This is a genomic window from Acinetobacter sp. 766875 (assembly GCF_000582055.1).
In the GTDB taxonomy this organism is placed as follows: Bacteria; Pseudomonadota; Gammaproteobacteria; order Pseudomonadales; family Moraxellaceae; genus Acinetobacter; species Acinetobacter nosocomialis.
Genome location: NZ_JEXX01000005.1, coordinates 1 through 22,180, shown reverse-complemented (window position 1 = coordinate 22,180; position 22,180 = coordinate 1). Strand labels below are relative to the sequence as shown.

The 22,180-nt window shown below is 37.7% G+C and carries 21 protein-coding genes; 12 read left to right on the top strand and 9 right to left on the bottom strand.

Annotated elements, in window-relative coordinates; translation table 11 throughout:
• Positions 1-188: 188 nt before the first annotated feature.
• Complete coding sequence (putP, locus tag J576_RS06325; protein WP_002050014.1) at positions 189-1,679, top strand: sodium/proline symporter PutP; 1,491 nt, start codon at positions 189-191, stop codon at positions 1,677-1,679.
• A gap of 35 nt (positions 1,680-1,714) precedes the next feature.
• Here putP and J576_RS06320 read toward each other — a convergent pair whose 3' ends face one another.
• Positions 1,715-2,203, bottom strand: coding sequence for an Lrp/AsnC ligand binding domain-containing protein (locus tag J576_RS06320; protein WP_001014235.1), 489 nt, complete (start codon positions 2,201-2,203; stop codon positions 1,715-1,717).
• Between the two features lie 124 nt (positions 2,204-2,327).
• On the opposite strand from J576_RS06320, the gene putA reads away from it, so the two are divergent.
• From putA to J576_RS06300, 4 genes are all read left to right on the top strand, one after another.
• Positions 2,328-6,080: a trifunctional transcriptional regulator/proline dehydrogenase/L-glutamate gamma-semialdehyde dehydrogenase gene (putA, locus tag J576_RS06315; RefSeq protein WP_002050079.1), complete on the top strand. Its 3,753-nt coding sequence runs from the start codon at positions 2,328-2,330 to the stop codon at positions 6,078-6,080.
• Between the two features lie 104 nt (positions 6,081-6,184).
• Complete coding sequence (locus tag J576_RS06310) at positions 6,185-6,658, top strand: GrpB family protein (RefSeq protein WP_002049858.1); 474 nt, start codon at positions 6,185-6,187, stop codon at positions 6,656-6,658.
• Positions 6,659-6,764: 106 nt separating this feature from the next.
• Complete coding sequence (trmA, locus tag J576_RS06305) at positions 6,765-7,850, top strand: tRNA (uridine(54)-C5)-methyltransferase TrmA (protein WP_002050002.1); 1,086 nt, start codon at positions 6,765-6,767, stop codon at positions 7,848-7,850.
• Between the two features lie 248 nt (positions 7,851-8,098).
• A complete protein-coding gene (locus J576_RS06300) occupies positions 8,099-8,329 on the top strand; it encodes a hypothetical protein (RefSeq protein WP_002050077.1) in 231 nt (76 codons plus the stop codon).
• A gap of 35 nt (positions 8,330-8,364) precedes the next feature.
• Here J576_RS06300 and J576_RS06295 read toward each other — a convergent pair whose 3' ends face one another.
• On the bottom strand, positions 8,365-9,111 hold the full coding sequence (locus J576_RS06295) for a phosphodiester glycosidase family protein (protein ID WP_002050073.1): 747 nt from the start codon (positions 9,109-9,111) through the stop codon (positions 8,365-8,367).
• 187 nt (positions 9,112-9,298) lie between these two features.
• Here J576_RS06295 and J576_RS06290 point away from each other — a divergent pair, with 187 nt between their 5' ends.
• On the top strand, positions 9,299-9,889 hold the full coding sequence (locus tag J576_RS06290; RefSeq protein ID WP_002050195.1) for a lecithin retinol acyltransferase family protein: 591 nt from the start codon (positions 9,299-9,301) through the stop codon (positions 9,887-9,889).
• 45 nt (positions 9,890-9,934) lie between these two features.
• Here J576_RS06290 and J576_RS06285 read toward each other — a convergent pair whose 3' ends face one another.
• Positions 9,935-10,525, bottom strand: coding sequence for a YceI family protein (locus tag J576_RS06285; protein ID WP_002049792.1), 591 nt, complete (start codon positions 10,523-10,525; stop codon positions 9,935-9,937).
• 214 nt (positions 10,526-10,739) lie between these two features.
• On the opposite strand from J576_RS06285, the gene J576_RS06280 reads away from it, so the two are divergent.
• Entirely contained in the window at positions 10,740-11,147 is a 408-nt protein-coding gene (locus J576_RS06280; RefSeq protein WP_002049929.1) for an OsmC family protein, read from the top strand.
• A 57-nt stretch (positions 11,148-11,204) separates the two neighbouring features.
• On the opposite strand, the gene tkt is transcribed toward J576_RS06280, so the two are convergent.
• Positions 11,205-13,193 (bottom strand): transketolase, encoded by a 1,989-nt coding sequence (tkt, locus tag J576_RS06275; protein ID WP_002050084.1) that lies wholly within the window; start codon positions 13,191-13,193, stop codon positions 11,205-11,207.
• Between the two features lie 524 nt (positions 13,194-13,717).
• Between tkt and metK the strand changes: the two genes are divergently transcribed.
• Positions 13,718-14,884, top strand: a complete 1,167-nt coding sequence (metK, locus tag J576_RS06270; RefSeq protein WP_002049844.1) for a methionine adenosyltransferase — start codon at positions 13,718-13,720, stop codon at positions 14,882-14,884.
• Positions 14,885-15,006: 122 nt separating this feature from the next.
• On the opposite strand, the gene J576_RS20310 is transcribed toward metK, so the two are convergent.
• Positions 15,007-15,255: a hypothetical protein gene (locus J576_RS20310; protein ID WP_025467808.1), complete on the bottom strand. Its 249-nt coding sequence runs from the start codon at positions 15,253-15,255 to the stop codon at positions 15,007-15,009.
• Positions 15,256-15,513: 258 nt separating this feature from the next.
• Between J576_RS20310 and J576_RS06260 the strand changes: the two genes are divergently transcribed.
• Positions 15,514-15,702: a hypothetical protein gene (locus tag J576_RS06260; RefSeq protein WP_002050045.1), complete on the top strand. Its 189-nt coding sequence runs from the start codon at positions 15,514-15,516 to the stop codon at positions 15,700-15,702.
• A gap of 71 nt (positions 15,703-15,773) precedes the next feature.
• Here J576_RS06260 and J576_RS06255 read toward each other — a convergent pair whose 3' ends face one another.
• The 3 genes from J576_RS06255 to J576_RS06245 form a co-directional block, all read right to left on the bottom strand.
• Positions 15,774-16,334, bottom strand: a complete 561-nt coding sequence (locus J576_RS06255) for an FxsA family protein (RefSeq protein ID WP_002049974.1) — start codon at positions 16,332-16,334, stop codon at positions 15,774-15,776.
• 411 nt (positions 16,335-16,745) lie between these two features.
• Positions 16,746-17,291 carry a GNAT family N-acetyltransferase gene (locus J576_RS06250; protein WP_002049789.1) on the bottom strand — a complete coding sequence of 182 codons (546 nt, stop codon included), beginning with the start codon at positions 17,289-17,291 and terminating at the stop codon, positions 16,746-16,748.
• The gene (locus J576_RS06245) at positions 17,288-17,881 is read right to left on the bottom strand and encodes a helix-turn-helix domain-containing protein (protein WP_025467807.1); all 594 of its coding nucleotides are present in this window, start codon (positions 17,879-17,881) and stop codon (positions 17,288-17,290) included. The genes J576_RS06250 and J576_RS06245 overlap by 4 nt, the downstream gene beginning before the upstream one ends.
• A gap of 229 nt (positions 17,882-18,110) precedes the next feature.
• Between J576_RS06245 and ruvC the strand changes: the two genes are divergently transcribed.
• Positions 18,111-18,656: a crossover junction endodeoxyribonuclease RuvC gene (gene ruvC, locus J576_RS06240; protein WP_002050094.1), complete on the top strand. Its 546-nt coding sequence runs from the start codon at positions 18,111-18,113 to the stop codon at positions 18,654-18,656.
• Between the two features lie 4 nt (positions 18,657-18,660).
• Here ruvC and J576_RS06235 read toward each other — a convergent pair whose 3' ends face one another.
• Positions 18,661-20,124 (bottom strand): bifunctional ADP-dependent NAD(P)H-hydrate dehydratase/NAD(P)H-hydrate epimerase, encoded by a 1,464-nt coding sequence (locus J576_RS06235; protein ID WP_002049980.1) that lies wholly within the window; start codon positions 20,122-20,124, stop codon positions 18,661-18,663.
• A 29-nt stretch (positions 20,125-20,153) separates the two neighbouring features.
• On the opposite strand from J576_RS06235, the gene queG reads away from it, so the two are divergent.
• Positions 20,154-21,254, top strand: a complete 1,101-nt coding sequence (gene queG / locus J576_RS06230) for a tRNA epoxyqueuosine(34) reductase QueG (RefSeq protein WP_002049834.1) — start codon at positions 20,154-20,156, stop codon at positions 21,252-21,254.
• An 87-nt stretch (positions 21,255-21,341) separates the two neighbouring features.
• Positions 21,342-22,180, top strand: an 839-nt coding sequence (gene bioB, locus J576_RS06225) for a biotin synthase BioB (protein ID WP_033855531.1), incomplete at its 3' end; no start/stop codon positions are given.

Genomic DNA, 22,180 nt, shown 5'->3' with positions numbered 1-22,180 from the left:
AGTTTAATTTTAATTGTAATTAAAATTACATTGGTTTACATAAAAATACACAAAACACATCACAAAGATAACAGAGCAAAAAATTTCTTTTGTGGTTGAATCTCAACCTCTTGAAATGCCGTACAAGAAAACAGCGACCTGGATTAGGTTACAATCACGGATTATGGATATAAGGACACACATCCATTATGAGTTATTTTGATCCCACCCTCATCATGTTTATGGTGTACATCGTAGCAATGGTACTTATCGGCTTATTTGCCTACCGTGCTACAAGCGACTTCTCTGATTATATTCTTGGTGGTCGTAGTTTAGGCAGTTTCGTTACTGCATTATCCGCAGGCGCATCAGACATGAGTGGTTGGTTACTCATGGGCTTACCAGGAGCGATTTATCTTTCTGGTTTATCTGAAGCGTGGATTGCAATTGGTCTAATTATCGGTGCTTGGCTTAACTGGTTACTGGTTGCTGGTCGATTACGCGTTCATACTGAAATCCAAAATAATGCACTCACTCTGCCCGACTATTTTACAAGTCGATTTGATGACAAGAAAAAGATTCTTCGTATTTTCTCTGCCGTTATTATCTTGGTTTTCTTCGCAATTTACTGTGCCTCAGGTATGGTAGCTGGCGCTCGTTTATTTGAAAATTTATTTGGTATGTCGTATACCACCGCAATCTGGTTAAGTGCTATTGCAACAATCAGTTATGTTTGTATTGGTGGATTTTTGGCAATTAGCTGGACTGATACTTTCCAAGCTGGCTTAATGATTTTTGCCCTTTTGCTCACCCCAATCGTAACTTACCTTGCAATTGGCGACACAACTCAGTTTGTAACGCTTATTGAAACTGCTCGTCCACATGCATTTAACATCGTTTCAGATTTAAGTGTGGTGGCCGTTTTATCTTCAATGGCTTGGGGTTTAGGCTATTTTGGCCAACCGCATATTCTTGTACGTTTCATGGCTGCTGACTCCGTAAAATCAATTCCTGCTGCGCGCCGTATTGGCATGACTTGGATGATTTTATGTTTAGTCGGTGCTGTCGGTGCCGGTTTCTTTGGTATTGCTTATTTCCAGCAACATCCTGAGCTTGCAGGTGTTGTAAGTAAAAACCCTGAAACTGTATTTATGGAATTGACTAAAATTTTATTCAATCCATGGCTTGTCGGTATCATCCTAGCTGCTATTTTAGCTGCGGTTATGAGTACATTAAGCTGTCAACTGTTGGTATGTTCAAGTGCGCTAACTGAAGATTTATACAAAGGCTTCATCCGTAAAAATGCTTCTCAAAAAGAGCTTGTATGGGTTGGCCGTATCATGGTACTTGCAATTGCTGTTCTGGCAATTGTGCTCGCTGGTAATCCTGACAGTAAAGTTCTTGGTCTTGTTGCTTATGCGTGGGCTGGTTTTGGTGCCGCATTTGGACCACTCATCATATTGTCATTGTTCTGGAAACGTATGACTTTAGAAGGTGCTTTAGCAGGTATGATCGTAGGTGCAGTTGTTGTAATTGGTTGGAAAAATCTTTTCGCAAGCACCGGTGTTTACGAAATTATTCCTGGCTTTATCTGTGCATTTATCAGCATCATCGTAGTGAGCTTGATTAGCAAAACTCCAAATACTGATGTAACTGACCGCTTCGAACAAGCTGATAAACTCTATAAAGAAAGTGTATAAAAATGAATAAAATAAAAAGGGGCTTCGGCCCCTTTTTATTTATTTTTAGTTTTGATTTTAATTTTTGAACTATCTTTTACAACTTGCATCACAGGGTAGCTACGCGTTTCTTTCACACCTGGTAATTGCCATAGTACCTGCCCAGCAATACGTCTAAACTCTTCCATACTGCCACTTCGTAATTTAATTAAAAAATCAAATCCGCCACTAACCATATGGCATTCAACGATCTCTGGATAATGCACTACTGCGTCAATAAACTCATCTAAAACATTGGGTGTTGTTTTATCGAGTAAGACTTCAACAAAAACCAAAAAATTTGCATTTAACTTAACTGGATTTAATTTAGCTTCATAACCCAAGATAAATTCATCCTTCGTCAGCTTCTGCACCCGGGCCATAACTGCAGTTGGAGATAGGTTTACAAGTTCAGCCAATCTACTGTTGGAAATACGCCCATCTGTTTGAAGAATATCCAAAATTTTTAAATCTGTACGATCAAGGCTTAATAAGGGGCCATTCATCTGAATTTTCCTCTAAAAAATGGGCAAAATATAGTGAGTTATTCGGTGTTTCTTCTGTAATGATAAATTATCTAAACCTCTCTACTCAAGATGAGTTTATGAGAGCTGGTTGGCGGAAATAGATATGAACACAATGGATACTTTTCATCAAATGGATAAATCTCACCAAGGCTATATCACCGAATTCAACGATAAAAGTGAGTTTGAACAACGCATTAATACAGCTTGGCGTCGTGCTGAACCTGAAGCTGTAGAAGAGCTATTACAAGCTGCTGCGGTATCTGATGATTTAGATCATAAAATTTATGACCTTGCATTTAACCTTGCCCATAATTTACGTGAACGTAAGACCTCTTCGGGTAAAGCGGGTATTGTTCAAGGGTTATTACAAGAATTCTCTCTTTCTTCACAAGAAGGCGTGGCTTTGATGTGTCTTGCTGAAGCTTTGCTTCGTATACCAGACACAGCAACACGTGATTTGCTCATTCGCGATAAAATCAATCAAGGTAACTGGAAAGAACACGTTGGCCAAAGTAGCTTAATGTTTGTAAATGCTGCAGCATGGGGCCTCATGTTAACCGGTAAGCTTATGGAGACACCAAAGCAAACCAGTCTTTCAAGTGTACTTACTGGCCTGTTAGCCCGTAGTGGTCGTGGCATTATTCGTAAAGCAGTTGATGTAGCAATGCGCATGATGGGTGAACAGTTTGTAACTGGTGAAACCATCGAAGAAGCTGTCGACCACGCAAAAGTACTTGAAGATAAAGGTTTCCGCTATTCTTATGACATGTTAGGTGAAGCTGCCTTAACCGAACATGATGCTGAACGCTACTTTAACGATTACACACAAGCCATTCATGCAATTGGTAAAGCATCTAATGGTAAAGGCGTTTATGATGGCCCTGGTATCTCAATTAAGCTTTCTGCTTTACATCCACGTTACCAACGTGCGCAAATTGAACGTGTTCACAAAGAACTCTACGGCAAAGTATTTGAACTCGCTCGTTTAGCTAAACAGTACAACATTGGTTTAAATATCGATGCAGAAGAATCTGAACGTTTAGAAATTTCTCTTGAGTTACTTGAGCGTCTTTGTTTTGAGCCAGAACTTGAGAACTGGAAAGGTATTGGATTCGTTATTCAAGCTTACCAAAAACGCTGTTTCTTCGTAGTTGATTATATTATTGATCTTGCTAAACGCAGCCAAAAGCGTCTCATGATTCGCCTTGTAAAAGGTGCATATTGGGATAGCGAAATCAAGAAAGCGCAAATCGAAGGTATGGATGACTACCCTGTCTTCACACGTAAAGTGCATACAGATCTGTCTTATATTGCTTGTGCTAAAAAATTACTTGCAGCGCCTGAGTTCATCTATCCACAATTTGCGACTCACAATGCTCAAACACTAGCAACAATTTATCATTTAGCTGATCCAAGCAAGTATTATGCTGGTCAATATGAATTCCAATGCCTACATGGTATGGGTGAACCGCTTTATGAACAAGTTGTTGGTCCACGTGAGCAAAATAAATTAGGCGTGCCATGCCGTATTTATGCTCCAGTTGGGAACCATGAAACTTTATTAGCTTATCTGGTTCGTCGTTTACTTGAAAATGGTGCAAATACTTCATTTGTTAACCGTATTGCCGATAAAACACTTAAAGTTGAAGACCTCATTCAGTCTCCAATTTACGATATACGCAATGCAGCTAAGCTTGAAGGCTCAATTGGTTTAAAACACCCATCAATTCCTCTTCCTTTAGATATGTACGGCACACTCCGTAAAAACTCTAAAGGATATGACTTAGCAAACGACACGCCGCTTGAAGCTTTAGATAGCACAGCTCAACAACTTCGTAACCGTGTTTGGCAAAGCCATCCACTACTAGGAAATAACGCTTCAACAGAACAACGCCATTCTGTTGCAATTACAAATCCAGCACAAAATGATGAAATTGTCGGGTATGTACAAGAAGCTGATCTTAATGATGTAGAAATTGCATTGAATGCAGCTGAACAAATACAAATTGAATGGGCAAATACACCTAAAGTTCAACGTGCACAATATTTAAAACGTGCAGCTGACCTTATGGAAAGCCGTATACAAGAGTTAATGGTATTACTTTGCCGTGAAAGTGGTAAAACTTATGCCAATGCAATTGCAGAAGTTCGTGAAGCTGTAGATTTCTTACGTTACTACGCAACTCAAGTTGAGAATCTTCCTGCAAATACAACGATTCAGCCACTTGGTACTGTACTTTGTATTAGCCCATGGAACTTCCCTCTTGCAATTTTCTCTGGTCAAATTGCTGCAGCATTAGTCAGTGGTAACTGTGTTATTGCAAAACCTGCTGAACAAACACCTTTAATCGCGGCTCAAGCAGTGCAAATTTTATGGGAAGCTGGTATTCCACATGGTGCTGTACAGTTATTACCAGGTCGTGGTGAAACAGTAGGTACTCAGCTTAGCCAAGATCGACGTATTGATGGCATCATGTTTACCGGTTCAACTGAAGTTGCAAAAATTTTGCAGAAGACAGTTGCAAAACGTTTAGCTGCTAATGGTCAATCTATTCCTCTCATTGCAGAAACTGGTGGCCAGAATGCAATGATTGTGGACTCATCTGCATTAACTGAACAAGTTGTACTTGATGTTGTAAGTTCTGCATTTGATAGCGCGGGTCAACGTTGCTCTGCTTTGCGTATTTTATGTGTACAAGAAGATAGTGCTGCAACCGTTATTAAAATGCTTAAAGGTGCAATGCAACAGTTAATTGTAGGCAACCCTGCTATTTTAAAAACTGACATTGGTCCAGTTATTGATGACGAAGCAAAACAGACGATTGACCAGCACATCCAAAAAATGAAGTCTAAGGGCTATCCAGTACATCAATTGATGTTTGGAGCGACAAGCCAAACTGAATTAGATAAAGGAACTTTTGTTGTACCAACAGCAATTGAGTTACCTAACCTCGATGACTTACAGCGTGAAGTTTTTGGTCCGGTTTTACATATCATTACCTATAAGTATGGTGAGCTTGAACAACTCATCTCACGCATTAATGCTAAAGGTTATGGCTTAACAATGGGTCTACATACTCGTATTGATGAAACCATCCAAACCGTAATTCAACATGCTGAAGTTGGTAACCTTTATATCAACCGTAATATTGTTGGGGCCGTTGTTGGCGTTCAACCATTCGGTGGTGAAGGTTTATCTGGTACAGGTCCTAAAGCGGGTGGCCCTCTTTACATGTATCGCTTAATGCAGGATTGTTCAAACAAAGTATTAGCAACTCCATTTGCGGTAAAAAATGAGCAAACCATTTTTGAAGGCTTTAACCGCGAAGTTTATCAAAGCTTACAAAACTGGGCGAAACAACATTTACCACAAGCAAGTCGTGAAATTGAACCATTTGGTGTAGGCAAGTTTTATGAGTTACAAGGCCCTACTGGGGAAAGTAACCAATATATTATTTTGCCGCGTCACCGTGTGCTTTCAATTGCCGACAATGAACAAAATCAATTACATCAATTGCTCGCAATTTTTGCAGTGGGTAGTCAAGCTGCTGTAATGCCAAATAGTCCATTGTTGGCAAAACATAAGCAAACGTTGCCAAAAGATGTACTTGATGCAATTACGACTATCAAAAACATCACTACAGATGATTTTGATGCTGTTTTGCACCATGGTAGCCGTGAAGAGGTTCTCTCATTACAGCAAGAAATTGCAAGCCGCTCTGGTGCAATTGTAGGCATTACACATGTTGAATCAAACGAGTCAATTCCACTTGAACGTTTAGTAATTGAGCGTGCAATTAGTGTGAATACAGCTGCGGCTGGTGGCAATGCAAGCTTAATGACCATGTCGGATTAACAGATAATTTATCGAAAAGCCCAAATTTCAGTATTTGGGCTTTTTTGTTTAATCGAGTAATCTCTTTTTAAATATATAAATGTTATCGATTAGCGAATTTCATAATGATCTTTTTAGAACCAGAACAATATCAACAAAATTGTATTGATCTTTTCAACTCATATAAAAAGAATATCTCCTGCCTTGTACCATTTGCCAAAATTGAGCATATTGGTTCGTCTGCAATCCCGAATGCGATTTCAAAAGGTGATTTAGACATTTATATTGAAGTGATGTCTGATCAATTTGAATTCGCAATAGAACAATTAAAAACACTTAATTTTATAGAAAAACAAAATACCCTTAGGACACATGAGCTTTGCATGCTTGAATCAATGAACGATGATGAAGTTGCATTTCAAATTGTAGTAGCCGATTCAGTATTTACGTTTTTCTTAACATTTAGAAATAAGCTTATAGATTCACCGCTGTTGGTGCATGAATATAATCAATTAAAATTACAGTGTAGCCATTTAGATCCCGATCAATATAGAGCAATAAAATCAGATTTTATTAACCGCGTCTTAAATCATCTCTAATTTAAGTACCCTATTTCTTTATGAATATCTGACTAAAATTGGCTCCTGCAAGCTCGATTTTTTTGATACCATTCACTATTTGATTCTGTCTAAATTTTCTTTGTCTATGACCTCTTCTTATCGTCAACAACTTCAAGCTAAAATTGATCGCATTACTACTCAATTTTCTGAATTTACACCGCCTACATTAGAAGTGTTTGAATCACCTGAACAACATTTCCGTATGCGTGCTGAATTTCGGATCTGGCATACAGAAAATGATATGTTCTATGCCATGTTTGAACGTAACGATGAAGATAAGCAAAAAACAGTTGTCCGCATAGATGAGTTTCCTATTGCAGACAAAAGCATTAACGATTTAATGCCTCGCCTTTTAGCAGAACTCAAAGCTGAGCCTTTACTTTCACAGCGTTTATTTGAAGTTGATTTTCTCGCAACACTTAGTGGAGAAATGCTAGTTACCCTGATTTATCACCGTAAACTTAATCAGGAGTGGGAACAAGCAGCTAAAGCACTTGCTGAAAAACTAAATATTAAAATTATGGGCCGTAGCCGAGGTCAGAAAGTTGTTATTGGCGATGACTTTGTTGTAGAAGAATTTGAACTTTCAAACCGTACATTCAAGTACAAACAAATTGAAAGTAGCTTTACGCAGCCGAATGCACAAGTTTGCAAAAAAATGCTGCAATGGGCATGTGATGCAGCTGAGGGTTCGAAAAAACACTTACTAGAACTTTATTGTGGTAACGGTAACTTTACCCTTCCATTATCACTAAAATTCGAACGCGTACTTGCTACCGAACTTGCAAAATCATCAGTTTATGCTGCTCAATGGAATATTGAACAAAACCAGATTGATAATATTCAGGTAGCACGTCTATCAGCTGAAGAGTTTACTCAAGCTTATCAAGGTGAGCGCGAGTTCCGCCGTCTACAAGAAGCAAATATTGATATTCGAAGTTATGATTTTGATACTGTATTTGTAGATCCTCCGCGTGCGGGAATTGATGATGAAACTTTAAAACTTTTGCAAGGTTTTGAGCGTATTATCTACATTTCATGTAATCCCGACACTTTATATGAAAATTTAAAAACACTCACAAAAACTCATCAAGTGACTAAGTTTGCTTTGTTCGATCAGTTTCCTTATACACATCATGTTGAGTCAGGTGTATTACTCGAGAAGATTTAAACAAAATTTTTCAATGTAACTCTATTTTATAAGGAGGTTAAATATCTCCTTATTTTTCAATATCTTTTAATTAAGTATTTAAATTTAAAAAAAATATCAAGTCATCTATTCGTCATAATTTCGTTTAACTCAACCATTACTATCGAAAATTCTCTAGTTCAACTGGTGGATTTATCACTTATAGAGACTTGTATTTTAATTTAATTTGGCTATATTTCGATCTATGTTAGGTTGTATATGAAGGCTCTATGAGTTTTTGGCAAAAGCTGTTCTTAGCAGATCAACAGCATAACGAGCATAAGAATCAAACTGCTTGTGTTGAAAATGACTGCTCATGTAAAACTAATGAACAACTTCTAAGTGCGCTTGCACAAGCAACAGATGAAGATGTCATTATGGGAATAAAAAAAGTTCTTATTTCCCGTGGGTATAGCCGTAAAGAGTTAAATGAACTCATTCAAAAACCATCTATTCATTAATTATAAAGCCAGTCATGTACTGGCTTTTTTGTATTTTATTTGACTTCACAATTTGTGTGGCTGACTAAACCAATAATAGGTCCCATATAAAATTTTCTATCATTACGGTTATTCTTAGGCAAATACAAACTAGAGATAGAACCATCTAGGTATAATGCCTGCTCTACGTTAAGACCTTTTTGGAAAAATTCAGCAAAATTATAAAAATTCACTCTATTTTTAGAGATCACAAAATAAAGTTTATTATTTTTTATACCTACCCCATTACGTATTTTCTTTGAATCGCTATTTGCTAGAAATAACGGATTTATTTTGCTATTAATCAGCAACATAGGGCCAGATTGAGTTGCATATTCGGGTTGAAAAGCTTTTGCTTTATATTGTTCAGTTGTCAGTATAACCGCTTGTTTGTCATTCCATGCTAAAACTCCATTAGGCTGCAAAAAGAAGTTACCCCATCCATTATCTTCATTTAAGGGCTGGAGCTGTCTTTCTTGTTCAATATATAGCCCTACTGGAGAAAAACCAGAATGGAACATACCTCCATTCATCGCAAAAGTAAGCTGTTCACATGATTTGAGTTGGCGCTGAATATTATCGAAGCTTTTATAATATTGATTCGTTTTTGGATTTTGCAAAAATAAGCGCAATTGATTTAAATTTGAAATTTCAATGACTTCAAATTGATCATCGGTAGCATTTTGCATTTGGCTATACTCTTCTGCTAAAGCAGATTGCCCAAAGACCATAAAATTAATAATACACAGCATGAGTATTTTCATTAATGGCAAACCTCATATGTCATTTTCTGTTCATAGCAATACTTTATTAAATAAAATGCTTTGATGTGATATATACCCGAAAGGCGCTTATTCCACCTAAACAATACACTAGAGCACAACTATATTCGTTATAATAGTGAACAGCTTTTAATAAAAGTGATCAAAACTTTATTGGATCAGCGTGAAAATGCAACAAACAAATAAACGCTACCCTTTAGGGGCTCATCTTATTGTAAAACATCTCGGCTATAGCCATCATGGTATTTACGCTGGGAGAGGTCGAGTTATTCATTATTCAGGCCTAGCACATTTCATCAAAAAACGACCCATTGAAATTACTTCATTAGATGCCTTTTCTCATGGCAAAAAAATTCATGTGCGTTCTTATGATGCGCCACGCTACAAAGGAAAAGTGGTTGTTCGACGTATGCGCTCACGCATGCACGAAAACCATTATCATTTGATCATTAATAATTGTGAACATTTATGCAGTTGGGCCATCACTGGTATTGAAACTAGTACTCAAGTTGAGCGTATGATGCATCGCTTAACCACCATTGGTTACGTAAGTTCGATCATGAGTTATATGAATGGCATGATGCTGACCGTAGCAACCACCTGCTTTGCTCTTGTTCTTTATATTAAAAAGAAATTACGTGATCAGGCAAAAATGAAAGTGCCAACTTATCAATTTTTAAGAGAAAAAGCCGAAAAAAGAAATGTAGATCCTTCTCAACCCTTAGTTTTTATAGAACCCGATAAAAAAGAACCAATCTAATTAAAAAAGTCCTCATCATTGAGGACTTTTTAGAAAACTTACAACTTATTTTTTAGCTGCACTAGCTGCCGTTGCTTCAGTCGTAATGTTTACAGTGATTTTATCACCTACATTAGGCACATAGTTGCCTAGACCGAAATCAGAACGATTGAATGAAGTTGTCGCATTGAAACCAATCGCTGGAACTTTTGCCATTGGGTGTTCACCCTGTTTGTTTAAAACAGCATCAAGTACAACTGGCTTAGTGACACCTTTAACAGTTAGGTCACCAGTAATTTTGAAGTGTTTTTTATCTTTAGTTTCTACTTTCGTACTTTTGAAAGTGATATTTGGATATTTAGCTGCATTAAACCAAGCTTCTTGTTGGAATTCTTTATCTAAAGCAGGCACGTTTGTATTTACACTGCTTAAAGGAATTGTCACATTTACAGAAGAATTTGCTGGTTTAGCATTATCAACTTTAATTACACCTTGGATGTCCGAGAAGTTAGCGCTTGGGGTTGAAAAACCAAAGTGATTCCATGAGAAAACAGTCGCTGTATGTGTTGGGTCAATTTTATAATCCACTGGTGCAGCTAAAGTAACTGTACTTGCCAACGCTGCTGCTAAACCGAAGCTTAATGTTTTAAGATGCATTTTTCGTATCCTTTATTGATATAGTCGTTAGTGTATACATCAAGTAATTTAATTCACTATTCTTTATAAAACGATATGTTTCATCCATGCAACAATAAAAGCGTTACAGTTGTTATTCAAAACCCATATTATAAAGTATAGATATTTTTCTATCCGAAACCTTCAGATTTATTGGTTTTTACTTCGATTTTATTGATAAATAACAAGGTAAAACATGGCTAACACTGTTCAAGCACAAAGCACTTCTACTCCGTACCGAGTAACACTTACCGATCCGTCAGGTCATCAATGGTTTGCAGACGAACCAACTGATAAAGGTGGACAAGATACAGCTCCAAATCCAGTTCAGCTTTTACTATCAGCTTTAGGCGCGTGCACTACAATTACACTAGAAATGTATGCAAATCACAAAGGAATTAAGCTTGAGCATGTACAAGTCGATTTAGCTTTAAATCCAAATGGTGATCCGGAAGCTGGTCAAAATAACATTGAACGTAAAATTACGCTAAAGGGTGAATTTACTGAAGATCAACATAAACGACTTTTAAAAGTTGCTGAAAGCTGCCCAATTCATAAGCTTTTAACTTCTAATATTTCAATTCAAACTGAGCTTAATATTTAAAAAATTTATAAAAAAAGCGCCCCAATCAGAGCGCTTTTTTTATACTACTTAATTAGATTAAGCAGTCAATTCTTTTACTGCAGCTACTACAGCTTCAGTTGTAATACCAAAGAATTGGAACAAGTCTTTCGCTGGTGCTGACTCACCATAAGTTGACATACCAATTACTTTGCCATCAAGACCAACAAACTTCCACCAGTAGTCAACATGAGCTGCTTCAACCGCAACACGTGCACGGATATGAGCTGGCAATACAGCTTCACGGTATGCAGCATCTTGTTTCATGAACTCTTCAGCACATGGCATTGAAACAACTCGAACACCTTCAAGCTGAGCATAAGCTTCCATTGCTAAAGAAACTTCAGAACCAGTAGCAATAATAATTGCTTTCAACTCGCCTTTCTCTTGAGCAAGAACATAACCACCTTTTGCTGCATTCTGAATTTGTTCTTCAGTACGCGTTTGGAATGGCAAGTTTTGACGAGAGAAAATAAGTGCTGTAGGGCCATCTTTACGCTCTAAAGCAGATTTCCATGCAATTGCTGTTTCAACAGTATCAGCAGGACGCCAAGTATTTAAGTTTGGTGTACCACGTAAAGAAGCAATTTGTTCAATTGGTTGGTGTGTTGGACCATCTTCACCTAAACCAATTGAGTCATGTGTATAAACATGAATTACACGTTGTTTCATCAATGCAGACATACGCACTGCGTTACGTGCATATTCCATAAACATTAAGAATGTTGCCACGTAAGGAATGAAACCGCCATGTAATGCAACACCATTTGCAATTGCAGTCATACCAAACTCACGTACACCATAGTACACGTAGTTACCCGCTGGGTTTTCTTGAACACCTTGGCAACCTTTCCAAAGTGTTAAGTTAGAACCAGCCAAGTCCGCAGAACCACCTAATAATTCAGGTAATAAAGGACCAAATGCTTGTAATGTGTTTTGACTTGCTTTACGAGTTGCTACAGTTTCAGCTTTAGCATTTGTCTCACGAATAAACGCATCTGCTTGAGCTGAAAACTCTGCTGGTAAATCACCGTTAATACGACGAAGTAACTCAGCTGCTTCTGTAGGATATTTTGCTTGGTATTGAGCAAATACTTCATTCCAAGCTGCTTCAGCTTCATTACCTTTTGCTTTAGCATCCCATGCAGCATATACATCAGCAGGAATAACAAATGCTTCTTCAGTCCAACCTAAAGCTTCACGAGTTAAGGTAATTTCATCTTTACCTAATGGCGCACCGTGACAATCTTCTTTGCCTTGTTTGTTTGGAGAACCTAAACCAATAATTGTTTTACAAATAATAATCGTTGGTTTTTGAGTTTCAGCTTTAGCTTCAACTGTTGCTTGACGAATAGCATCAGCATCATGGCCATCTACACGAAGAACTTGCCAGCCATAAGCTTTAAAACGCTCTTCAGTATCATCACTAAACCAGCCTTCTACTTCACCATCAATCGAAATGCCGTTGTCATCATAATAAGCAATCAATTTACCAAGCTGTAAAGTACCTGCCAATGAACATACTTCGTGAGAAATACCTTCCATCAAACAGCCGTCACCCAAGAAACAATAAGTGAAGTGATCAACTACTTTTAAATCATCTTTATTGAATTGAGCAGCTAAAGTTTTTTCAGCCAATGCAAAACCAACGGCGTTTGCAATACCTTGACCTAAAGGACCAGTCGTTGTTTCAATCCCTGGTGCATAACCATATTCAGGGTGACCAGGAGTTTTTGAATGCAATTGACGGAATTGTTTTAAATCTTCAATTGAAAGATCATAACCTGTTAAATGAAGCAAAGCATATTGCAACATTGAACCATGACCATTTGACAAAACAAAACGGTCACGGTTTGCCCATTGTGGATTAGTTGGGTTGTGATTTAAAAACTCGCGCCAGACGACATCAGCAATATCTGCCATCCCCATTGGAGCACCTGGATGCCCTGAGTTTGCCTGTTGCACAGCATCCATTGCCAATACACGAATTGCGTTTGCAATACGACGTTCGTTTAAAGGGGTCGTCATAGATCAGAATCCAATTTTAATAGATTGATGAAAAGAAGATGATGAATAACCATTCAATGCCGCTATATTGTCTTAAAAAAACGCCTAGGGGTAAACCCCAACACGGTATATTTCTTTATTTTTAACCTTTTCTTGGTTACTCAAAAAACATTTAGATTCTTAAGCTGTGTAAAACAATACTATTTACGGGTACTTCTATCCTCAACATTTGTCGAGATATCCCCCTTTGATCAGCATATAAAGTTATATTTATTCTCTTTAATTATAGTCTTTCGCTTCATAGTCTAAAATTTTTGGTTAATATTTAACAAAATCAAATGTTTAAAATTTAGACATTTTTTTAAATTTTTTATATAAAAATAATTAATTTTCATCTAGCTATATCAATTTCCCTGATACACTTATCAATTAAAACATAGTAGAAATGAAAGAAATTCATGCTTTTTAGTCAGTATGAACTGGTCCTCAAGCTCAAGTCGATGTAACATATTATGTCTTTTTGAAATAACCAAGATAGGACTTTCATGCGCGAGTACGCTGTTTTTACCTCGGAATCTGTAAGCGAAGGTCATCCCGATAAAATGGCCGACCAAATTAGCGACGCTATTTTGGATGCAATCTTAAAAGAAGACCCATACGCACGTGTTGCTTGTGAAACACTGGTAAAAACAGGCGCTGTTGTACTTGCAGGTGAAATCACAACAACTGCGAATATTGATGTAGAAGCTGTAGTTCGCCAAACTGTTAACGGTATCGGTTATCACCATTCAGATCTAGGCTTTGATGGATCAACTTGTGCCGTAATCAACATGATTGGTAAACAATCACCTGAGATTGCACAAGGTGTGGATCGCCAAAAACCTGAAGATCAAGGTGCTGGTGACCAAGGTTTAATGTTTGGTTATGCAAGTCGTGAAACTGATGTGCTTATGCCAGCTCCTATTTCTTATGCTCACCGTTTAATGGAGCGTCAAGCTGAGCTTCGTCGTTCAGGTGCATTACCATGGTTACGTCCTGATGCAAAAAGTCAGGTTACTTTTGCGTATGAAAATGGCAAGCCTGTACGTTTAGACGCAGTAGTACTTTCTACTCAACATGATCCTGAAATTACTCAAACTCAGCTTAAAGAAGCTGTAATTGAAGAAATTATCAAACCGATCATCCCTGCTGAAATGTTCCATGCAGCCACTAAATTCCATATTAACCCGACTGGTATGTTTGTTATCGGTGGCCCTGTAGGCGACTGTGGTTTAACAGGTCGTAAAATCATTGTTGATACTTATGGTGGTATGGCTCGTCACGGCGGGGGGGCATTCTCTGGTAAAGATCCATCTAAAGTAGACCGTTCAGCTGCATACGCTGGTCGTTATGTTGCTAAAAATATTGTTGCGGCTGGACTTGCTGACAAATGTGAAATTCAGGTGAGTTATGCAATTGGTGTTGCAGAACCAACTTCTATTTCAATCAATACTTTTGGTACTGCAAAAGTTTCTGATGAGTTAATTATCCAATTAGTACGTGAGCATTTTGATTTACGTCCATTTGGTATTACTCGTATGCTTAACTTGATTCAACCAATGTATAAACAGACAGCTGCTTACGGTCATTTTGGTCGTGAAGGTTCAGATTCTGCATTCACATGGGAAAAAACTGACAAAGTTGAAGTACTTAAAGATGCGGCGGGCCTTTAAGCCCTATATATTAAAAGCCCGCTTAATGCGGGCTTTTTTTATTATTTTTTATATTTTGTTAAAATTAAGCAATAAACTTTCCAACACACATTATTTAAAAGTATGTAGCAAATTAAGCACTACTACTGTTTCGTAGTTTTATCACCTTCATTTAGTACATCTAATAAAGTCGATTGAGTAGGTGTATCCTGATGATTTTGAATATAAATATGGACAACTTTGAATACAACAACTACTGCCAAACAAGCCATCACACAAAACATCCATAACCCATAAGGACTACGAATATGATGTGAACCACAATATGGACATGATTTGTCAGTTGATGCCACAACTTTGTCACAACACGCACAATGATATTGATATATCATAGGTAACCCTCCTTCCCTCACTTCAACCGTTGTTGTTTTAATAGGTTTGCTACAATTTTTAATTTATACATCCTTTATATTTATCCTATGTGAAATGAAAAGAGAATTCAATCTGAATGAACAATGCGTTCATTTTTAAAAAATTTAGTTTATACAAGGAGATAAATTAAATATTATTTTTTCTGTACTATTTTTCTTATTTTGATATTTTGCTGAATTTGTTAAAATACATGAATAGTTCATTTTCTAGGCCAATCCATGTCACACACCCAGCTCATTAATAAAGGTGGCTTTCGTGAAAGAGCCAATAGAAGCCGGAAATATCAACAATCTGAAAACAAGCAGACAGCTCTACCTTCAAACAAGTATCAACCTCAGACGAAGTCAGAAGAAAATTCAACTGTAATAGCTCAAGCTGGAACAGATAATGCTGATTGTTCAAATTAATAATCGATAGAATATTAAAAAAGGCCTAATCATTTAAGATTTAGGCCTTTTATTTTTATATAAGGAATTAATCAATCCTTATTTTTATGTTCAATTTTCTTATGGTCTGGGGTAACTTCTCTCGCTTCGCCATCGATAATGCTGGAGTCACCACGGTATTGATTGCCACCTTGTGAGTTCTGCATATCCTGCATTTGACGCATTAAATCAGCAAATGGGTTTTGACCAGCACCTGCTCCGCCCATGCCACCCATCATTTTTTCCATCATTGCTTGCTGACGCTTTGCAAGTGTTCTCATTGCGATATTACGAAACGCAGTTTGCACGCCTGGAATTAGAATTAAAAGCGCTAACACATCAGATACCAGACCAGGCACCATCAATAAAAAACCTGCAAAAGCATATGCTAGTTTTTTAGTTACTGTCGGATCACTGCCTAATTGCCCGGTCATCTGCATTTGTTGTAATTGCGGCATAATACCAGCCGTACTTTTGCGAATAAGCGTAAGACCAATAAAGAAAGCAATAATGAACCAGAAAAACACATACCATCCACTGATGAACTGTGCTACGCCAATCCATACGGCAATTTCAACAATCGCGCCCAGAACCACAATAAGAAGTAAATTCATGTAAAACTTTATCTATCTCAAAAAGAAAATTCATTGCAGTTTTAGCTATCTAATCCATGAACCATTTTCAGTTAAAATACGGATTAAAGAGCTTGTAGTGAAGCTTAGGCAATGTTTTCTTTTAACCTAAAAACATGGCTAAACCCAAATGCTGCAATACTATCAATAAGACTGATTTAAATTAATAAAATAGCCATACTTTATTATTAATGAGTGCTATAACAACTTTATCAAGTGTTTTTTCTACAAGATTGCAATTTTTTCCTAAATTGAGCTCTTTTATTATATGAAATAAGTGATTTTACATGAAAAGAGATTAGAACTATTAGGTATTTTATAAATCCATGCTATGACTCAGTTCAAATTTTCTTACTTTGAACTGAGTCATTGTCTACCCAAAAATTCAATAATTTACCCATCCACTGGTTCAAATGGTGTATTTAAAATTAGCTGATAAAATGCAGCATCTAACCATTGTCCAAATTTAAAGCCTACCTGTTTAAAAGTACCTGCATGTGTGAAACCGAGTTTTTCGTGGAGCCCAATACTGGCTTGATTTGTCGCATCAATACAACCAATCAATACATGAATCTGAGCCTCTTGAGCCCGCTGAATTAACGCTTGCATTAAAACTTTACTTAAACCACAGCCCCGATGTTCATGATGAATATAGATACTATGCTCAACCGTATACTTATAAGCCGGAAAAGCTCTGAAAGCTCCCCAACTAGCAAATCCTAATAACTTACCTGACTCATCTACAGCCCCGATTACAGGAAAACTATTTCTGGTTTTTACCGAAAACCAAGTTTTCATTGAATCAAGCGAACGCGGTACATAGTCATACAATGCTGTAGAATTAACAATTGCCTCATTTAAAATCTCTAATATAGCTGCCGCATGTTCTGCTTCATTACAATCAATTAAACGAAAATTAGAATCAAGGGAATAGTTCATGAAGATTCCTTAAGAGCAGACACGAGTTGATTAGAGACGACTAAAATATAGCGAGCGACTTGTGATGAATTATTGCTATATATGACGGGTTGATCTAATTGCATAGCTAAGCAATCCCCTTCGCCCAATGCATAAGAGTTTTTGCCCAGTTGAATATCAATTTGCCCTTCAACTACCCAAAGTTGCTGTTGTACTACTTTAGAGCTTTCACTAATTTCATACGTAATTCGAGCATGAGGAGGGAATTCAATTTCAACAATTTGAAATGGTAGTTTTAAATTTGGTGGTGAGACAGTACGGCGAACATATCCAGTTTCCGGATCTTGCCACTCAACTTGTTCATTTCTGCGAATAAATGGTTGAGGAGATGGACTAGTTGTTTCGTTCGTAAAAATTTTAGTTAAAGGTACTTCTAGACCATTGGCTAGTTTTTCAAGAACAACTGCCGTTGGACTCGCTTCCCCTCTTTCAATTAAAGAAATAGCTGAACGGCTAACTTGGCATCGGGCAGCTAGCACATCCAAAGTATATCCACGTGCTAAACGCAGCTCCCTTATTCGATGTGCAATCCTGATGTTGATATCATCCATCGACCAGACCCAATTCCATATTTATAGATAAGTATTCCATTAAACTAGAATTACATCAAGTGATCTTAGACCAATTACGATTAAGGTCCAAAAAGTACCTAACAAAATATACATCAGTAGAGTTAGAAATCGAAAAATAACCGTTTATATCAGCATTGGTTAAATTACTTATGCAGAACCTTTTTGGCTATGCAACAATACTCTCTAAACTATTTATGTAAGTCTACACATGGCATTGATTATTGGAATTGACCCAGGTTCACGCTTAACAGGTTATGGAATCATTGAAAAAGATGGTAGTAAACTGCGTTTTGTCGATGCTGGTACAATCCGAACAGAAACTCAAGAAATGCCTGAGCGCTTAAAACGTATCTTTGCTGGTGTTGAGCGAATTGTAAAATTTCATGGCCCAACTGAAGCTGCGGTTGAACAAGTTTTTATGGCACAAAATCCGGACTCTGCTTTAAAACTAGGGCAAGCCCGAGGAGCTGCAATAGCCGCCTTAGTTAATTTAGATTTACAAGTTGCAGAATATACAGCCCGACAAATAAAACAATCCGTAGTGGGTTATGGTGCTGCCGATAAAGAGCAAGTACAAATGATGGTCATGCGTTTACTCAACCTAACTATTAAACCTCAAGCCGATGCAGCCGATGCTCTTGCTGCTGCGATTTGCCATGCCCATGCTTCAGGAAGTATGAGTAAACTTTCTGTCTTGAATGCTTTAGGTGGTATGGCACGTGGACGCAGCCGTTCGAGTAGCCGTAGACGTTAAAGCTTTATTGATTATTTACTACTCGAGTAATTGCCTGATTCATTTCATAAGCTTGTAAACCACGTATTCCGTTTTTTGCCAGTTGGTCCCCTGCCTGAGCATGAAGAGTTACAATCTCATGTAATGCAATACCTTTGTGGAACTGGGCTTTTAAGCTTGCGATCATACCCGCTAATATGTCTCCCATGCCGCCCGTTCCCATACCAGCATTACCTTGGGTACAAATATATAACTTATTCTCTAAAATTAAGCTGCCCGCACCTTTCAGCACCCATTGAGCCGCATATTTTTGTTGCAACGCATAAATAGCAGCAATTCGGTCATTTTCAATTTTCGCTGTAGAACAATCCAATAAAGTAGCGGCTTCTCCGGGATGTGGAGTTGCATAAATATGTGCACCCAATTTTTTAGGTTGTTTGGCAAGAAACCATAGTGCATCTGCATCTAATACAACTTCCAAATGTGAGTCATGATTTAAATAATCGAACCACTGTTGATAGATTTGCTGTGCCCATTCATCACGCCCTAAGCCCATGCCAAAACATACTGCATCAACCTGAGATAAAATCTCTTTAATACTGTTTTCATCGAAATTATTAATGTCACGAAGCATAATATTAGGAGCTCTCGACAAAATAGCCTGATGATGGTTTCGGTGACAAACTACCGTAACTTTGCCTGCTCCTGCATGAAAGGCAGCTTCAGCAGCCATAATGACAGCCCCGCCCATTTGCTCATGACCACCTATCACCAAAACATGTCCATAACTTCCCTTATGACCAAAAGCCAAACGTTTAGGAAGTCTGATATGTGTTGGCGTCAGGTAAGCAAGAGGTTTCAGGTCTTGGTCTACTGGAATTAAATTAATTAAATGAATTTGCCCCGCATACTCTTTACCTTGGCCTGTAAATAATCCAGCTTTAAGCCCTAAAACAGTAAATGTATGATCAACCCTTACAGCACAAGGTAAGACTCGTCCTGTATTTGCATGTAAGCCACTTGGTATATCAATTGAAATTTTTAACCCAGCTTGCTCGTTAAATTGTTGAATAGAATGTTGCCAATAATCATTTAACTTTCGATTTAAACCAATCCCAAATAACGCATCAATATGACAATCAAATGTTCTGTGTACCTCAAAACCTTGATGTATTTGGACATGATTTGCCTTAGCAAAATGGACAGCATGGTGTAAATCGGCTGACTCGCCCAATTCGGCCGCAAATATTTCAACATATAACCCTGCTTCCTTGAGATAACTTGCTATAAAGTAGCCATCACCAGCGTTATTACCTTGTCCACACCAAACAGCAATATACTTAATATCTTGGTTTTGAAAAAGTACAATGAGTTGTTGAGTGATTGACCAAGCTGCTTGTTGCATTAAGCCTAATGATGAGTTTTGCGCAGCAAACCAACGTTGCTCCCATGCCTGGATATCTTGGCTATGGTAAACTACTGCCTGCATATTCTTATCCTCTTGCATTTTTCGGTTTTATGACATCTTCCAACACATCACGCATTGCAGTGCAACAAATTGATCCACATGAATTAAAAGCATGGATCAAAGCTCAAGCATTAGACTTGGGTTTTGCTGATTGTGTCATTGCAAAACCAGATGCTCAAGAGCAAATGCCACGTTTTTTAGAGTACCTTGAACGTGGTTATCATGCAGATATGACATACCTAGAAGAAAATTTGGAAAAGCGGGCTGATCCGACTCTATTAGTTCCCGGCACAAAAAGTATTATTTGCGTGCGTATGAATTATTTGGTGGAATCACCAAAGCCAAGATATGTACCTTTTGAACCCAACTCTGCGATTATCGCCCGTTATGCTCGTGGTCGTGATTACCATAAGGTGATGCGAGGCAGATTAAAAACATTAGCTACACGTATCCGTGAAAAAGTGGGAGATTTTGAATCTCGCCCTTTTGCAGACTCGGCGCCTATATTTGAGAAATCATTAGCTGAAAGTGCTGGAATGGGCTGGACAGGTAAACATACTTTGCTCATTCATAAAAAGTCAGGTTCTTTCTTTGTTTTAGGTGAACTATTTACATCACTCGACTTACCTTTTGATGAACCTGCAACATCTCACTGTGGTTCGTGTAGTGCGTGTATTGATATTTGCCCGACACAAGCGATTGTTGAACCTTATATGTTAGATGCTAGACGCTGTATTGCTTATTTAACAATCGAATATAAGGGAATTATTGATGAAGAATTACGTGCAGGTATTGGTAACCGAATATTTGGTTGTGATGACTGTCAATTAATTTGCCCGTGGAATAGCTTTGCTAAGACAGCTTCTATTACTGACTTTAACCCTAGACATGGTTTAGATAATATTAGTCTGCTTGATATCTGGCAGTGGGATGAAGCTACTTTTTTAGCCAATACAGAAGGTAGTCCAATACGACGCACAGGTTATCAGTCATTTAAGCGCAATATTGCTATCGGTTTAGGCAATGCACCGTACTCAAAAGAAATTGTAGATCAGCTACACAAAGGCAAAAATTTACATGACGAAATCGTCAATGTGCATATTGATTGGGCAATTGAACAGCAACTTAATCAACTTCAGCTATCAAATTAAAAAAATGATGTTTTTTGCCCTATAGCTTTAATACGAATTCTGTATGATTATGTACAGTGAATTAATGCCATCATCATGGATATGACAATGACTCTACGTAATGATTGGACTCGTGAAGAAATCCAAGCTCTATATGAACAACCTTTTTTGGATTTAGTTTTTAAGGCTCAGCAAGTACACCGTGAGCACTTCACTGCCAATACAATTCAGGTCAGCACCCTTTTATCGATTAAAACGGGTAAATGTCCTGAAGATTGCAAATATTGCTCTCAATCTGCACATTACGATTCAAAATTAGAAGCAGAAAAACGTATTGCTGTTGAAAAAGTAATTAGCGAAGCAAAAGCTGCAAAAGATTCAGGTTCATCTCGTTTTTGTATGGGTGCTGCTTGGCGTAACCCACATGAACGCGATATGCCATATGTTTTAGAAATGGTACGTGAAGTTAAAGCATTAGGTATGGAAACCTGTATGACATTAGGTATGCTTAACCAATCACAAGCAGAACGCCTAAAAGATGCTGGTTTAGATTATTACAACCATAACCTAGATACCTCTCGTGAGTACTATTCTCACATTATTAGCACACGTACTTTTGATGACCGTTTGAATACTTTGGATTATGTACGCCAAGCAGGTATGAAAGTATGTAGTGGTGGTATTGTTGGTTTGGGTGAAAGCCGTGAAGATCGAATCGGTTTATTACACGAGTTAGCAACCTTACCTATTCACCCAGAATCTGTGCCAATTAACATGCTTGTACCAATTGAAGGTACACCTCTAGCTGATGTTGAAAAACTAGATGTTATTGAATGGATCCGCACCATTGCGGTAGCACGTATTGTTATGCCGCATAGTTATATTCGTTTATCTGCTGGTCGTGAATCTTTAAGTGATTCAGATCAAGCTTTAGCATTTATGGCAGG